This is a genomic window from Streptomyces zaehneri (genome assembly GCF_032248645.1).
Classification (GTDB): Bacteria; Actinomycetota; Actinomycetes; order Streptomycetales; family Streptomycetaceae; genus Streptomyces; species Streptomyces coriariae.
Map to the genome: position 1 here is coordinate 148,107 of NZ_JASTTJ010000016.1, position 15,462 is coordinate 163,568.

Sequence of the window (15,462 nt, forward strand, 5' to 3'; positions counted from 1 at the left end):
AATTCCTTTTCGTGTGACTTTCATATGACTGAGTGTCAGTAACGCGCGGTCCTTGCGCGTTACGTGAAAGTGGAGAAAGGAGCAGGCATGGCTCCACAGCAGCGACGCGCGCGGTCCCGCCGGTTGGCCGTCGTCGCGGCAGCGGTCGCGGCGTCGGCCGTCCTGGCGTCCGGACCTGGATTCGCCGCGGGCGCGGGGGTGGTGCGGGTCGCTGATCCTCCCGCTCCCACCCCGACCGTCCCGGCGGCCGCGTCGACCCTCCCCGCACCCGCCGAGCCCGGCCCGGTCGTACCCGTCCCGGGCGCGACACCGGCGGCGTCGGTGACCCCCGAGGCACCGGTGGTCCCCGAGACGCCGGTGGTCCCCGAGGCACCGGTGGTACCCGGGGCGTCGGTGGCCCCCGGGGCGTCGGTGTCCCCGGCGGAGACCGTCACGCCGTCCACCCCGGCCGTCCCGCCCGCGAACAGCGACCCCGCGTTCGGCGCCTACCTCGACTACGGCGCCCTGGGCGTGGCCCGGATCGCCGAGCTCAGCGAGTGGCTGGACGGCGCGGAGCTGCGCGTCGGGCACACCTACCTGCCGGGCGACCTGTGGCACAACATCGAAGGTCCGCCCGGCTTCCTCGACGTGTGGGCGGACTGGAGGCTGGAGAAGGACGACCGCATGCTCGTCCTCAACGTGCCCATGATGGAGCGCAACGAGGAGGGGGTGTCCGACGAGGAGGTGCGCGGGCTTCTGCGGCAGGGTGCGGCCGGGGAGTTCGATCACCACTTCAGGGCTCTCGCCGAGCGGCTGGTCGCGCTGAAGGTGCCGGACACGGTGATCGTGCTCGGCTGGGAGATGAACGGCATCACGTACACCCATCGGTGCGGGCCGGACCCGGAGGCCTGGAAGAAGTACTGGAACAGGATCGTCTCCACAATGCGCTCGGTGCCGGGCCAGGAATTCAGGTTCGACTTCACGCCGAGCCGCGGCAAGGACGCCGTTCCGTGGACCGAGTGCTATCCGGGGGACGACACGGTCGACATCCTCGGAATGGACTCCTACGACCAGCCGACCGGCCTGTCCTTCGACGAGCAGGTGAAGGAACCCTACGGGCTTCAGGCGCACGTGGACTTCGCCAAAAGCCATGGCAAGCCCATTTCCTATCCCGAATGGGGACTCTTCCGCAACGGTGACAACCCCGAATACATGCGGCGCATGCTCGCCTGGATGGACGAGCACAAACCGCTGTACAACACGGTGACGGACTACTGCCCGCACGGTGTGTGGCAGTGCGGGCAGAACCCCCGGTCGTCGGTCGTCTACCGCTCGTTGATGTCCGGCCGCACCGACGAGCCGAGCACGCCGCCGACGAGTCCGGTGCCCTCCGTCGAGCCGTCGCCCCCGGCGCCCACGACCGAGCCTCCCGTCGAACCCACGGTGAACTGCACCCCGATGGACCTGGGCGAGTGGGTCGAGTACTGGATCGGCGGCAAGCTGTGCTTCCGGCTGGACTGGTGGTCGGGCGACGAGTGAACCGCGGTGCGGTGGCGGCAGGCCCGCGTCAGGACCTGCCGCCACCGTCACGCTCCCTCCGCTGCTCCAGCCGGAGCAGCAACTCCTTGCCCCGCCGTCGCGCGGCCACGTCGCACACGACCGCCGACAGCAGCGGCGCGGTACGCCGACGGGCCAGCAGCAGGCGCTGGTTGACGACCGGTTCGGGTCGCCAGTGGTGCTTGTAGGGCTCGTTGCCGCGCAGCAGGCTGAGCGCGGCGCGGCCCCCGCTCCTGGAGTGCTCGGCGCATGCGTCGAGCAGCATCACCGCCACGTCCGCCTTGCGTTCGCGCAGCCGCGGATGGGCTCCGTAGAGGTAGCCACCGGCCAGCCGTCGCGACAGCAGGGTCAGATCGACGGCCACCACGTCGTCGTCGAGCCGGAACTCGGTGACCACCGCGTCCCCGGAGCGCACCATCGGCCCGACCGAGCGCACCAGGTGCTCGCAGAACCGTGTCCGCAGGTGCTCGCCCGTCACCTTCCGGCCCTGCCACTGCAACTGGTGCAGTTCCAGCAGCCGGCGCAGCGCCGAGTCGACCTCTTCCGGGCACACGACCTGACGCTCGACGCCCAGCGCGGTGAGCTTGCGCAGCTTGGCGCGCACCCGCTGGGCCTTCGCCGACGGCAGCCGGGACACCAGCTCGTCCATGGGCACGGCGGGCAGCTCCAGGCACACCGAGTCGCTCACCCGTCGCCGGGGGCCTCGCCAGCGCTCGTAGACCTGCTCCACCGCGCCGCCCGGACGCACCTCGCGGAAGTCGATCAGCGCGGTGCGGGCGGCCGCCGCCAGGCCCTCGGTGAGCGCGGCGACGGCATGCTCGCCCTGTTCGTCGTCGACGAGGACGTCCCCGTAGTCGGAGATCGCCCCGCCGAGCGGCACGAGCGCCGGCAGGGGTCGGCGTACGGCCATCAGCGGTGCCGCGGCGACGAGTTCACCGCCGTCGCGGACCAGCAGCAGACGCAGCCGGCCGCGCCTGCCGTACGACAGCCACCACGAGTGGAGCCAGGCGTGGCTCTGGAACGGGGTGGCGCTCGCGCACCGCTGGTACAGCCGGCCCCAGGCGGGGGCCAGGGCGGCGAAGGCCTGTTCGTCGGTGACGAGTTCGGTGGTGAACGTCGGCTTCACAGCGCTCCGTGGGCGTCGGCGGCGAAGGCCGGGCCGGGGACGGCGGCGGGGCGCGCGGCCTCGTCCTCCCGGTCCCGCCTGGGCCGCACCAGCAGCAGCAGTCCGCCGAGCAGACCGCCCGCGCTCGCCCCCACCAGACCCGTCACCGTCGGCGACACCGAGGAGGGGCCGGTCGGCCGGACCGCGCGGGCGAACTGCTGGAGCTCGACGTTGGTGGCGGCCCTGGAACTCCTGGCGTGCTGGGTCAGCGAGCGGGAGACCGCGTTGGCCATGTCGGCGGCCAGGTCGGCCCGGGAGGAGGTCGCCGTGATCGAGACCATCGGCGCGTCCGGCGAGGTCGCCGTCTGCACGCTCTGCTGGAGCGTCTTCACCGGCACGCCTGCCCACACCTGCGCGTCCCCGAGCACCGCCAGCTGCGTGGCGACCCGGCCGTAGGCCTGCGCGAAGCCGAGCGCGGACGCCGGGTCGGACTTCTCGGTGGGGACGGCGACGACGTAGGCGGTGGCCGTGTAAGCGGGCGGCTTGAGGACGCCGTACGTGCCGCCGAGCAGCCCGCCGGCGACGGCGCCGACCGCGAGCAGGGACCAGGGCGGGAGCGCCTTGGCGCGGCGCAGGGCGGCGGGGCGGCGGGGGTTCTCGGTCATGGGGAACTGACTCCCTGGGGTGTCGGGGTGGCGGGGGAGAGCAGGGGCGGTCCGGAAACGGTGGCCGCGTACACGTCCATGAGCTGGGCGGCGCTGCGGGTGATGTCGTAGTGGCGGGCGGCTTCGGAGGCGGTGCGCGGGCCGGGGGGCTGGGCGCGTGCCTCGGTCAGCGCGCGGACGAACGCCTCGGTGCCGCCGGTCACCCGGCGGGCGCCCCTCAACCGGGCGGGCAGCTGCTCGATCGCGGGGCAGGAGGCGTAGAGCACGGGCAGGCCGCAGGCCAGCGCCTCGACGACGGCCAGACCGAAGGTCTCCTCGGGGGAGGGGGAGACGAACAGGTCCATGGCGGAGGTGAGGGAGGGCAGGTCGGGGCCGGGGGTGCCGTCCGGAACGCAGGGGCGTTCGCCGGTGAACAGGACCCGGTCGGCGACCCCCGCCTCGTGCGCGGTGCGGCGCAGCACGTTCTCCTCGGGACCGCCGCCGACCAGCAACAGCCAGTGGTCGGCGGGGAGCCGGGCGAGGGCGTGGATGAGGACGTCGAAGCGTTTGCCCGCCGTGAGCCGTCCGACGCCGCCGACGACACAGGCGTGGTCGGGCAGGCCGAGGCGGCGCCGGGTGTGCCGGCGGGCGTCCGGGTCGAAGCGGAAGCGGGCCAGGTCGATGCCGTTGGGCACGACCTCGATCCGGGGGGCGGGGACCCCCCAGCCGCGCAGCCGGTCGGCGACCGTGGGGGAGACGGCGACCGTGGTGCGGCCCAGCCGCTCGCTGGCCAGGTAGAGCGCGCGGACCCCGGAGGTCAGTTTCCGCCCCTCCATCTGGGAGTCGCCCAGGGAGTGTTCGGTGGCGACGACCGCGCGGACCCCGGCGAGCCGCGCGGCCAGCCGGCCGTACACGCAGGCCCGGTAGAGGTGGGTGTGGACGAGGTCGTAGCCGCCGGAGCGGATGATCCGGACCAGGCGGGGCAGCGCGGCCAGGTCACGGTTGCCGGCCATGCCGAGGTGGACGACCCGGACCCCGTCGCTCGCCAGCCCGTCGGCCACCGTCCCCGGGTTCGTCAGCGTCACCACCTCGCACTCGACGGGCAGGTGCCGCAGCAGCAGCCGAAGTTGCTGCTCGGCCCCGCCGACGCCGAGCCCCGTGATGATGTGCAGTGCCTTCACCGCAGCCCCTCGACGGGCTGTCGGCGCAACCGGTGCAGCCGGTACTTCAGATGCATGCGGAGGAAGTTGTCGCTCTGCCCGATGTGCAGGCGGGGAAGGGCGTGCAGCCCGTTCAGCGAGCCGGGGTCGATCGCGCAGGCGTAGCCGTAACCGGCTTCGCGTACGGCGTCCATGGCGCGCTGGTCGATCGTCCCGTACGGGTAGCAGAAGCCGTCGATCTCGGTGCCGAGCAACGCGGTGAGGGCCGCGCGGCTCTCGGCGGTCTCCGTCTTGAGGGTGAGGTCGTCGGCCTTGGTCAGATCGACGTGGGTGAGGCCGTGCGAGCCGATCTCGACGCCCTCGTAGGCCGCGCGGCAGATGCCGTCGGCGGTCAGCAGCGGCTTGCGCGGGCCCAGCGGGTCCCAGGCGTTGTCGCCGCCGAGCCGGCCGGGCAGCACGAACAGGGTGGCCGAGCAGCGGTGGCGGCGCAGCACGGGCAGCGCCTCGGTGAGGAAGTCGGCGTACCCGTCGTCGAAGGTGAGACCGACCAGGTTGCGGCCCTCGCCCCGGGCGCGGGCGGCGAGCAGTTTCGCCATGGAGACGCCGCGCAGCCCGCGCCGGCGCAGCCACATCAGCTGCTTCTCCAGCCGCTCGGGGGTGACGGTGATGCGGTACGGATCCTCGGAGCAGTCCCCCACGGAGTGGTACATCGCCACCCACGGGACGGGAGTGCGTCTGCTGTGGTCAGGAGCGGACATGGGAGAACCTTCGGGTCGCGGAACGTACGGAACGGAGTGCGGAGACGACGCCCTGGGAGCCCAGGGCGCGGCCGAGCAGCAGGAAGACGACGGTCACGGTGAGCCCACCGGCGGCCAGACCGGACAGGGGGTCGGCGAACCGCCCGGCGGCGAAGGACCCCGCCAGGGTGGCCACCAGCGCCGCCCGCACCGGCCGGCTCAGTTCTCGCAGCACGCCCCGGAACTCGACCGGAACGCTGCGCGGCCCCATCCCGGCCAGCAGGACGAGGGCGGTGACGGTGATGCCGATCGCGTTGGCGGCGGCGATCCCGTACACGCCCCAGGGGCCGACGCTGAGCGCGCCGATCCAGGAGGTCACGACGATCCCGCAGGCCATCGCGCCGACCGGGTACCAGGAGCCTCGGCCGGCCGAGAAGTAGGAGCGGACCAGCACGCCCACCAGGGTCTGGCCGAGCAGCCCGAGCGCGTACACCCGCATCACGCCCGCCGTCGCCGCCGTGTCCTTCGCGGTGAACGCGCCCCGCTGGAAGAGAACCTCGATGATCTGCGGCGAGCAGGCCAGCACGGCGGCCGTGCCCAGCAGCACGACACACGCGGCCAGCGCCAGATCCCGCTCCACCCGGGAGCGGGCCCGTTCGGTGTCCCCCTCGGCGAGCGCCCGCGCGACCACCGGGAAGGTGACCGTGCACACCATCACCGAAAGGATCATCGGCATCTGCGCGACCTTCTGCGCGTAGTTCAGGTGCGAGATCGCCCCGGCCGGCAGCTGCGAGGCGAGGAAGCGCTCGATGAGGACCTGGGACTGCCGGCACAGCGCGAACAGGAGCACGGTCGTGAGGAGCAGGGTGTCGAGGGGCCGGGCCTCCTCCGGCGCGGAGGCCTCCTCGGCCGCTCCGCGTTTCCTCAGCCGGCCCAGCAGGGAGGGCAGCTGGACGAGGACCATCAGCAGCCCGCCGACCGCGACCCCGGCCGCCGCCGAGCGCACCCCCCAACGCCCGCCGAGCACGAACATCCCGGTGATGATGCCGACGTTGTAGGCGACGTAGATCGCGGCGGGAGCTCCGTACCGCCGGTGCGCGCGCAGGGCGGCGCTGCAGTACCCGGCGAGCCCGAAGCTCACCACGCAGGTGGCGGTGAGCCGGGTGCAGTCGACGGCGAGCGCGGGGTCGGGCAGGCCCGGGGCGAGGACCTCGACCAGCTGCGGCGCCAGGCCGATGAACAGGGCGCCCACCGCGACGAAGGCCAGCGACAGGCGGGGCAGCGTGCCGGCGACCAGGGCGCGGACCGGGTCGCCGGGGGCGCCCTGGGAGCGGCGGGCCAGCGCCATGCTGAACGCCGGGATCAGGGCGAACGCGAGCCCGTCCTCGATGAGCAGCGTGGCCGCGAACTCGGGCACGGTCCACGCCACGAGGAAGGCGTCGGTGTCGCTGCCCGCCCCGAACAGCCGGGCCAGCGCCTGGTCCCGCACCAGCCCGAGCAGGGCCCCGGCGACGGAGAGGACAGCGGTGACGAGCGTGGCCTTGGCGAGGAACCGACGCGAGGCCGGGGGAAGTTCGCCGTCCTCCTGTCCGTCGTCCTCCTTCTCGTAGGCCGCCGCGGCGGTCGCTGCGGCGGCCTCGTCGGCCGTCTCCCCGGACCGGGCGGCGGACCGCGCCGACGGCACGGAGGCGGGACCGTCCGTGCGAGGCGTCCGGGGAGGTGTGACCGTCATCGGGCGAGCGCCTCCTCGCGGCCACCGGCGCCGGCCAGCGCCCACCAGGCCACGGCCCCGAAGACGACGGCGGTCAGCACGGTCGACGGGCCGCCGATGTCGGCGTACGCGAAGTCCACGAGCTGCCAGATCAGCAGGCCGCAGGCGACGAGCGCACAGTCGAGGCCGGGTCCGCGGCGCCGGACCCGGAACCATCCGCGCAGCCCGCACGCCAGCATCGCCAGCCAGCCGCCCGCGAGGGCGAGCAGCCCGATCAGGCCCTGCTCGCTGAGGATCAGCAGGTACATGTTGTGCGGGGAGAGCAGCGGCTGCTTGACGAATCCGCCGCCCGCCCCGTCGGTGTCGCTGCCGGAGGACAGCGCGAGCGAGGCGTGGCCGTCGCGGTGCTCGGGGAAGCCCTTCATCCCGACGCCGGTCAGCGGCTGGTCGCGCCACATGCCGACCGCGGCCGCCCACATCGTGTACCGGTCGGTGACCGACCGGTCGGGCGCGTCCCTGACCTGTGTGATGCTGTTGACGCGCTCGTGGAGCATCGCCGAGCCGACCCCGAAGCCGCCCACCAGGATCACCCCGGCCGCGGCCGTCACCGCGCCCACCTTCAGCGCCCGCCGCGGCCCGGCGAGCGCCAGCTGGATCGCGCAGGTCAGCACGGTCGCGATCCACGCGCCCCGGCTGAAGGAGAGCGCGAGCGGCACCAGCAGCGCGAGCGCCGAGCAGGCGGCGATCGCGCGCTGCCGTACCGGGGTCCGGCCGAGTGCCAGTCCGACGGCGCAGATCAGGCCGAACGCCACGACGGTCGCCATGCCCATCACGTCCTGCGGCCCGAAGGTGCCGACCGCCCGGATGTTCTCGCCCTGGTAGGAGGCGCCGGTCCCGGTGACGAACTGGTGGACGCCGACCGCCCCCTGCCACCCCGCGAGAGCGACGAACGACCAGGCCAGCACCCGGAAGTCGGCCCGGTCGCGGACGAGGAGGACGACGGCTGCCGGGACGAGCACGAAGATCTGGAGGTAGCGGCCCAGACCGGAGAGCCCCGCCCCCGGCGAGGAGGCGCCCATCGCGGCGAGCGCCAGCCCGACCACCGGCAGTCCGAGCACCAGGGCGGCCGTACGCGACAGCGGGCGCCGCCGCTGCCGCAGCAGCCGGACCGCGCAGAACAGCACGACCAGCGCGGACAGCGCGTCGGCCGGTCCGGCGCCGCCCTCGCCGCCGGGGCCGATCGGCAGGCCGAGCAGGGCGACCACGGCGACCACGGGCAGGACCGGTGACAGCGTCCGGGCGCGGGGCAGGGGCAGGGCGAGGGTCATCGGCGATTCAGCTCCCGGTCGGTCGCACGAGGGCGGCCGCGGTGCGCAGCAGGATGCAGATGTCCTGCCACAGCGACCAGTTGTCGATGTACGCGTTGTCGAAGCGGGCCCGGTCCTCGATCGAGGTGTCCCCGCGCAGCCCCTGGACCTGAGCGAGGCCGGTGATGCCGGTCTGCATCCGGTGGCGGGCCGCGTAGCCGGGGTAGGTCTGGCTGAACTGACCGACGAAGTAGGGGCGTTCGGGGCGTGGGCCGACCAGGCTCATGTCGCCGCACAGGACGTTCCACAGCTGGAGCAGCTCGTCCAGCGAGGTCTGGCGCAGGAAGCGGCAGAAGCGGCTCATCTGCCGCTCGCCGGCCACGCTCCACCGGGTCGCGGCCTCGTGCTCGTCGACCGGGCGGTGGGTGCGGAACTTCAGCAGCGTGAAGGGCCGGCCGTCCTTGCCGATGCGCTCCTGCCGGAAGACGACCCCCGGCCCGTCGGTCAGCCGCACCACCACCGCGCACACCGCCAGCAGCGGGCTCAGCAGCAGGAGCAGCGCCCCGGAGACCGAGATGTCCAGCAGCCGCTTGCCGAGGCTGACCCGGCGCCGGGCGCCCATGTCGAGACGCCGGCAGGAGAACCCGGCGAGCTGTTCACGGCTCGCGTACGAGGGGGTGTCGGCGTCGACCTCCCACACCGTGCAGCCCGACTCGGCGAGCGCCCGCAGCAGCGGGCCCTGCACGGTGCGTACGGCGGGGTGGACGCACAGCACGTCCAGGACGCCGTTCTGGATGAGGGCCCGCTGCACCTCCTGACCCGTGGTCAGCACCGGCAGCCCGTCGGCGCCGTCCGGCAACTCGGCGACGATGCCCACCGGCTGGACCCCGGACCTGGGGTGCCGCAGCACGGCGGCGGCCACCCGCTGCGCGGTCGCGGCGGGGCCGATGACGAGCGCGGCGTGCGGACGGCGCAGCAGCGCCCGGCGGTGCCGCAGGTGTACCAGCGCGCGGCCCGCGCAGCCGGCCGCGGCCTGCGCCGCGAATCCGAGGGCCAGGGTGCGGACCGACAGCGCGTGCTCCGGGTTCCACGCCGCGACGAGCGTGCCCAGCGCCAGCCAGGCCACCGCGATGCGGCCGCAGACGGTGGGCAGTTCGTCCAGCACCCCCGCCACCGGACGCGGACGTTGCGGGCGCAGCAGTATGGTCGCCGTTACCAGCAGGGCCACCAGCAGGGGGCGGCGCTGCGCCCCGGTCAGTGCCAGCGCTCCCACGAATGTGGCGAGGCCGTCGGCGAACAGCAGCGGCAGCGGCGACGCGGGGCGTGCCGGGGGCCGCCGGGTGGGGAACCGGAATCCCGCTCCGCTCTCCCGTCGCGGAATGACCGAGACGGGCGAGTACCCGGGCTGCGCGCCGGGAGAGGGGACGGTGCTTTCCGCAGTCACGAGTGGATGGACTCCCTGCACTCGGTGGGCGCGACGCGCGCCCCTTGTGTGGTCGTGAGCAGTTCGCGGTACACGCCCGCGACCGCCCCGGCCGTGCGCCGCACGTCGTGCGTGGTCAGGACGTGGCGGCGTCCCTGGTGGCCGAGCGACTCGCGCAGCAGCGGGTCGAGCAGCAGTCCGGCGACGGCACCGGCGAGCGCCGCCGGGTTCTCGGCGGGCACCAGACAGCGGGACGCGAGCGCGGCCGGCAGGCTCTCCCGGGCGCCGTCCACGTCGGTCACCACCACGGGCCGCCCGCAGGCCAGCGCCTCCAGCGGGGCCAGTGCCATGCCCTCCCAGCGCGAGGGCAGCACGACCAGGTCGGCGGCCTGGTACCAGGGCACGGCATCGGCGACGGCCCCGGCGAACAGCACCGACTCCGGCGCACGGGACCGGAGCCGCTCCCCGTCCGGACCGTCGCCGACCAGGACCAGCCGGGCGCCGGGCACCTTCCGTGCGATGTCCCTCCACGCCGCCAGCAGGACGTCCTGCCCCTTCTGCCGGCACAGCCGCCCCACGCACACCACCAGCGGGGCGGCCGACTCGAGTCCGGGCAGGAGGGCGGCCCGTACGGTGTCGACGGAGGCCGGGTGGAAGCGCTCGGGATCGATGCCGTTGGGGATGACGCTGACCTGCCCGCCGATCCGGGCACGCAGGCCGGTGGTGCGCTCCGCCTCGCTCACACACACCAGGCGGTCCGCCCAACGGGCTCCGAAACGCTCCCACTTGAGCGCCAGTGCCGCGGTGGTCCCGCCCACCGCCTCGAAGGACCAGGCATGCGGCTGGAACACGGTCGGGATCCGCCCGCGTACCGCGAGCCGCCCGGCCAGTCCGGCCTTCGCGCTGTGCGCGTGCACCAGGTCGGGGCGTACCTCGTCGAGCAGGCGTACGAGCCGTCGTACCTCACCGAAAAGCAAGGGACCCGGCGACCGGCTCGCCGCCCAGTGCCGCACGTCCGCGCCCAGGGACCGCAGGTCCCCGGCGAGCCGGCCGGCCGGGCAGGCCACGGTGACGTGCAGGCCGTCCGCGAGCTGGGCCCGCGTCAGATCCGCCACGACCCGGGCGACCCCGCCGTCCACGGGCTGGGTGAGATGCAGGACCCGCGGGCTGACGTCGGGTTCTGGCTGGTGCATTGCGCGGTTTCCTCGCTCACGGTGGCGCTCGGGACGGGCGGGAACGCGCCTACCTCTTCTTCCGTGTGTCGACGGCGACGAAGAGCGCCCCGGCCCACGCCGCGTCCCGGTGGGAAACGAGCCGAACGGTCAGCTGGTCACCGCCGCGCCGCAATCCGCCGCGCAGATCGAACACGTCGGAGTCGTAGCCGAGGGTGTTGGCGTACGCCGGTACACGCGCCGCCGGAGCCTCCCCCGGCTCGCTGATCGTGGAGTTCAACACATCGTCAGATGGGTTGACCGCGTCCGTGAGCGGGACGGCCGTCCGGCCACCGGTCGAGAGCATGAGCGAATCACCCGTTCGGCCGCGGTCGCCGTCGTACGCGACGAGCCCGGCCCGGCCGCCCGCGCCCGGCGGAACGGCGAGCCCGCGCAGCCGGATCTCCTTGCCCGCGGGGGAGCCGAGGGTGTCGAAGCCGTCCCAGACGGACAGGTCGCGCAGTGGCTCCGTCGGGTTCTCGTAGGCCACGACCAGCGTCCAGCCGCCCCACGCGCCGGCCGCGGAACGGCCCATGGCCACATTGATCTGGGCGACCGTGTACAGGCCCTGACCGCTCGCGCGCACCAGCTCGGTGACGTCCGCGGAGGCCTGGAAGGCGTCGGCGCCCTGGGCAACCCGGTGGCCGACGACCGTGTCCGCGAGCACCGCCTTGTACTCCCCGCCGGGTTCGGCGATCAGCACCCGCCCGTTGTCCTTCGGCGGCTTCTGCTCACCGACGCGCAGGTTGCCGCCCCAGTACAGCCGGGCGTACGACACCCGCGCGCCCCGCGGGAGCCGGACCTCGGCGCGGGAGGAGTTGTAGGTGTTCGGGTCGCGGTCCACGTCGACGTAGAACATGTTGAAGGCGTTGTTGACGGCCGCCCCGCCCTGGCGCGCGGAGGGACAGGAGGGCGCCGCCTTGCCCGTGGGCGTGGTGGTGGTGCGGCAGCTGATCGCCGCGTTGGCCGCGCGGACGATCCCGCCGTGCTGCGTCGCGTGGTAGCGCTGTGCGAAGGCGAGTTGCCGTGCCTCCGCGGCGGGCGGCGCGCCGGCCGCCCGGGCGCCGCCGGGTGCCCAGAGGGCGGTGAGGGCGAGAACGCCGACTGTTGCGCGGCGTAGCAGCGGACCCAGGGAATTACGCATGACCGGCGGTGCCCTTTCGTGCGATTTGCTTGCTATAGGCGTGCGTCGGATGGGGCGCAACTCTAACTGCTGTCCGGATTAATCCGCAGAAACCGGACAAGTGTGTCGGAATGGTGAAGTCGGACTCCGGTGACATCACTCGTTCGGCGGCACAACCCCCGCGAGCCCCGCGCGTTGACCTCAGCGCCGGGCATCCCCGCCCGGGTGTTTGCGTCAAAACCCCAAGGAGCACCTCTCCATGTCGCGTATCGCGAAGGGCCTGGTCCTGACCTCCGTTGCCGCCGCGGCCGTCGCCGGCGCCTCCGGCATCGCCGCCGCCGACAGTGGCGCGAACGGCGTCGCCGAGCACTCCCCGGGCGTGCTTTCGGGCAATGTCGTCCAGGTTCCCGTGCACATTCCGGTCAACGTCTGCGGCAACACGATCAACGTGATCGGCCTGCTGAACCCGGCGTTCGGCAACACCTGCATCAACGACTGACGTCTCTTCTTTCTTTTCGAGGTCACGACACGTCATTCGCCGAACGGCCGCCCTCCCGCCAGGAGGGCGGCCGTTCGCGTTGCGGGGGAGCCGCCGGCGACCTTGCCCCGAATGGGGGGACGTCGCCCCGACACGCTCGGTGAACCTTGACAGGCCCTCTCACCAGGGGTGATGCGACTGAGCTGGGCGAACGGTCGTCACGCAAAGCGATCGAGGTGTTGCGGAGGGCGACGGTCGTTTGCACGGTGGGAACGAGACCCGACGCAATCGAAAGGATTTCCCCATGCGTGGTCTGCCCGTACGGCGTATTGCTTCCACCGCACTTTGCGCCACCCTCGTCCTCGGCATCGCCGGACCCGCCGCCATGGCGGCCGACGGAGCCGCTGCCCGTGAGCGCAACGCCGCGGCGTCGAATACGCCCGTCGCCGGCACCGACGCGCTGCTCGCCCAGGCCCAGGGCCTCGGTGAGATCGGCACTGTCCTGACCCCGGTAGCCAACCTCCTCAACACCGTCCTCAAGGCCGACGACGGCCAGCTCACCGCCGACCAGGCGACCGAGCTCGGCGACGCCGTCAAGGCCGCCGTCGCCAAGATCACGGCGACCCCGGCGACCCCGGCGACCCCGGCGACTCCGGCGACTCCGGCCGACCCCGAGGCGGAGCCGGCCGATCCGGCCGCCGAGGTCCCGGCGAAGCCCGAGGTCCCGGCCGACCCGGCCGCCGAGGTCCCGGCCAAGCCGGCCGACCCGGCCGCCGAGGTCCCGGCCAAGCCGGCCGACCCGGCCGCCGCGGTCCCCGCGAAGCCCGCGGTGCCCGCCGCCCCGGCTGTCGTGCTGCCGGCGAAGCCCGCGGTGCCCGCGGACTCGGCTGTCGTGCTGCCGGCGAAGCCCGCCGACACGGCCGCCGCCCTGCCGGCCAAGCCCGTGCTCAGCAAGGCCGGTGACGACGCCAAGGCGAAGGCCGCCGCCGTCCCGGTGGCCGACGCCGTCGCCGCGCTGGACAAGGCGGTCGCCGCTCTTCTCGCGGCCGCGACGTCCCGCGACGCCAGCCAGGTCGCCCCGGCGGTGACCGAGGTGGTGTCCAGCCTGCTCGACCTGTTCAGCGCGACGCTGGCCGGGGCCGGTCTGACCCTGCCGACCCTGCCCGCCGAGGCTCCGGCCGCGGCGGTGCCGGCGCTGCCCGCCGGCTGACGCTCGCTCCCTGGTTTCCGCACCCCGGCATTCCGCCGGGGTGCGGAAATTTTCCGCGCACACGGTTTCCGCTCTCGGCGGGGCTCGTTAGGCACGACGTCAGAATTTCCCTGGTGGCTCGAGTCGCCGATTCGCCAAGTGGCCGAGTCTCCGAGTCGCCGAAGAAAGGAATCCGATGAAGTCCCTGAAGGCTGCCGCTGTCGTTGCCGGATCCCTGGTCCTCGCCGGTGCCGCCGCGCCCGCGTTCGCGACCCCCGCCGACCTCACGCCCACCAGCCTCAACGGTGCCGTGGACACCCTCACCAGGGGGCCCGTCAACCTGGAGGACGCGATGCCGCTCCAGCACCAGTCGGACGCGCTCGACACCGAGAACAAGGACTCCGTGCTCAGCACGGTCAAGGGCGCGACGGGTGCCCTCAACAACCACGACGCCCTCCTCGGCGGGCTGCCGCGCCGGGGCTGAGCCGCCTTTCCCGAGAGGGCCGGTCCCGTCACCGACGGGACCGGCCCTCGGCGCTGTTCGAGGCGGGTCGAGCGGCGCGTCCCTCGTTCGTGTGGAGCAACGGACCGGGGTCCTCCGGTCGGGTGAGAACGCGCCCGAACGCCCCCCGATGCGCCGATAGGGTCGCGCGGTGACCTCAACCCCGAGCGCAACCCGCCCCTTCCGCGTGGCCGACCTTGGCACCCTCGTCGTGATGCCGTGGAGCGGCGAGGCCCCCGACGGCAGCGACATGCCCTACCTCCTTGCCTACTCCCTCGGTGACACCGCGGAAGGCCCCGAGGGGACCGCCGCCGCCGTCGCGCGTCTGCTCACCGACAACGGCATGCCCGTCGGCGGGGACGTCGTCGACGGCACCGAGCGGCCCAGCCTGCCGTTCACCCTGCTCGTCCAGTCCGGTGCGGCCGTCCTGAACATGCCGGGCCTCAACGCCCAGTGCCTGCCGCCGCAGGAGTGGCTCGCGGCCGTCGAGCAGCGCGGCTACGCCTACCTCGTCCTCACCACCCGCGCCTGGCCGGAGGCCGTTCCCGGCCGGGCCGTCACCCCCGACCAGCTGGCCGCGTTCGCGGGCGCCCACGAGACCCTGACGGCCGCCGCGCACATCGTCCTGCCCGCTCGCAGTCTGCGCGGCTGATGCGCCGGCCGCACCCGGCGCCCGCGGGCGGCGGCCGCGCGTACGCCCTGCTGCTCGTCCTCACCGGTGCGGCCGGACTGCTGGCCGCCTGGGTCATCACCCTCGACAAGTTCAAGCTGCTGGAGGACCCCGGCTTCACCCCCGGGTGCAGCCTCAACCCGGTCGTCTCCTGCGGCAGCGTCATGACGAGCGACCAGGCCTCGGCGTTCGGGTTTCCCAATCCGATGCTGGGCCTGGTCGCCTACGGGATCGTCGTGTGCGTCGGCGTGAGCCTGCTGGCCGGTGCCGCCTTCCCGCGCTGGTACTGGCTGACCTTCACCGGCGGCTGCCTCTTCGGCGTCGGGTTCGTGTCCTGGCTGCAGTTCGAGTCCCTGTACCGGATCAACGCGCTGTGCCTGTGGTGCTGTCTGGCCTGGATCGCCACGATCCTCATGTTCTGGTACGTCGTCGCGTTCGACGTACGCCACGCGTTCCTGCCGGCCCCGGCCGGAGTGCGGAACTTCCTCGCCGAATTCACCTGGGTGCTGCCGCTGCTGCACATCGGGGTGATCGGCATGCTGATCCTGACCCGATGGTGGGATTTCTGGACGAGCTGACCATTCGTCCGTCGTACTGGTGTGTCCTTAGCGCTATATGGCGGGAGCACTATTAGGGCACTCGGGGGAATTGTGAACTGATGTCGTT

15 protein-coding genes are annotated in these 15,462 nt (G+C 73.3%); 6 read left to right on the forward strand and 9 right to left on the reverse strand.

All coding sequences use genetic code 11. The annotated features are described in order from the left end of the window. The first annotated feature begins 87 nt into the window (after window positions 1–87). Window positions 88–1,518, forward strand: coding sequence for a glycoside hydrolase family 26 protein (locus QQM72_RS25340; protein ID WP_314223151.1), 1,431 nt, complete (start codon window positions 88–90; stop codon window positions 1,516–1,518). A gap of 28 nt (window positions 1,519–1,546) precedes the next feature. Here the strand turns inward: QQM72_RS25340 and QQM72_RS25345 are convergent, their stop codons facing one another. From QQM72_RS25345 to QQM72_RS25385, 9 genes are read right to left on the reverse strand one after another with little or no spacing between them, the layout of a single operon-like run. Then, window positions 1,547–2,662: a GNAT family N-acetyltransferase gene (locus QQM72_RS25345; protein WP_314223152.1), complete on the reverse strand. Its 1,116-nt coding sequence runs from the start codon at window positions 2,660–2,662 to the stop codon at window positions 1,547–1,549. Next, window positions 2,659–3,306 (reverse strand): YveK family protein, encoded by a 648-nt coding sequence (locus QQM72_RS25350; protein WP_314223153.1) that lies wholly within the window; start codon window positions 3,304–3,306, stop codon window positions 2,659–2,661. The genes QQM72_RS25345 and QQM72_RS25350 overlap by 4 nt, the downstream gene beginning before the upstream one ends. Continuing rightward, window positions 3,303–4,466, reverse strand: a complete 1,164-nt coding sequence (locus QQM72_RS25355; protein ID WP_314223154.1) for a glycosyltransferase — start codon at window positions 4,464–4,466, stop codon at window positions 3,303–3,305. Before QQM72_RS25355 ends, QQM72_RS25350 begins: the two co-directional genes overlap by 4 nt. After that, window positions 4,463–5,203: a polysaccharide deacetylase family protein gene (locus QQM72_RS25360; protein WP_314223155.1), complete on the reverse strand. Its 741-nt coding sequence runs from the start codon at window positions 5,201–5,203 to the stop codon at window positions 4,463–4,465. Before QQM72_RS25360 ends, QQM72_RS25355 begins: the two co-directional genes overlap by 4 nt. Beyond that, window positions 5,190–6,914: a murein biosynthesis integral membrane protein MurJ gene (gene murJ, locus QQM72_RS25365; protein WP_314223156.1), complete on the reverse strand. Its 1,725-nt coding sequence runs from the start codon at window positions 6,912–6,914 to the stop codon at window positions 5,190–5,192. Before murJ ends, QQM72_RS25360 begins: the two co-directional genes overlap by 14 nt. Continuing rightward, complete coding sequence (locus tag QQM72_RS25370; protein WP_314223157.1) at window positions 6,911–8,221, reverse strand: O-antigen ligase family protein; 1,311 nt, start codon at window positions 8,219–8,221, stop codon at window positions 6,911–6,913. Before QQM72_RS25370 ends, murJ begins: the two co-directional genes overlap by 4 nt. A 7-nt stretch (window positions 8,222–8,228) precedes the next feature. After that, window positions 8,229–9,644, reverse strand: coding sequence for an exopolysaccharide biosynthesis polyprenyl glycosylphosphotransferase (locus tag QQM72_RS25375; protein ID WP_314223158.1), 1,416 nt, complete (start codon window positions 9,642–9,644; stop codon window positions 8,229–8,231). Continuing rightward, window positions 9,641–10,816, reverse strand: coding sequence for a glycosyltransferase (locus QQM72_RS25380; RefSeq protein ID WP_314223159.1), 1,176 nt, complete (start codon window positions 10,814–10,816; stop codon window positions 9,641–9,643). The genes QQM72_RS25375 and QQM72_RS25380 overlap by 4 nt, the downstream gene beginning before the upstream one ends. Before the next feature lie 49 nt (window positions 10,817–10,865). Further along, window positions 10,866–11,978, reverse strand: a complete 1,113-nt coding sequence (locus QQM72_RS25385) for a DUF3344 domain-containing protein (protein ID WP_314223160.1) — start codon at window positions 11,976–11,978, stop codon at window positions 10,866–10,868. A gap of 238 nt (window positions 11,979–12,216) precedes the next feature. Between QQM72_RS25385 and chpG the strand changes: the two genes are divergently transcribed. The 5 genes from chpG (at window position 12,217) to QQM72_RS25410 (ending at window position 15,374) form a co-directional block, all read left to right on the forward strand. Further along, window positions 12,217–12,456 carry a chaplin ChpG gene (gene chpG / locus QQM72_RS25390; protein ID WP_020132935.1) on the forward strand — a complete coding sequence of 80 codons (240 nt, stop codon included), beginning with the start codon at window positions 12,217–12,219 and terminating at the stop codon, window positions 12,454–12,456. A 283-nt stretch (window positions 12,457–12,739) separates the two neighbouring features. Next, a complete protein-coding gene (locus tag QQM72_RS25395; RefSeq protein ID WP_314223161.1) occupies window positions 12,740–13,645 on the forward strand; it encodes a hypothetical protein in 906 nt (301 codons plus the stop codon). Window positions 13,646–13,820: 175 nt separating this feature from the next. Further along, complete coding sequence (locus QQM72_RS25400; RefSeq protein ID WP_314223162.1) at window positions 13,821–14,108, forward strand: hypothetical protein; 288 nt, start codon at window positions 13,821–13,823, stop codon at window positions 14,106–14,108. A gap of 169 nt (window positions 14,109–14,277) precedes the next feature. Then, entirely contained in the window at window positions 14,278–14,778 is a 501-nt protein-coding gene (locus QQM72_RS25405) for a DUF5949 family protein (RefSeq protein WP_314223163.1), read from the forward strand. Continuing rightward, entirely contained in the window at window positions 14,778–15,374 is a 597-nt protein-coding gene (locus QQM72_RS25410; RefSeq protein WP_314223164.1) for a vitamin K epoxide reductase family protein, read from the forward strand. The genes QQM72_RS25405 and QQM72_RS25410 overlap by 1 nt, the downstream gene beginning before the upstream one ends. Window positions 15,375–15,462 lie beyond the last annotated feature (88 nt).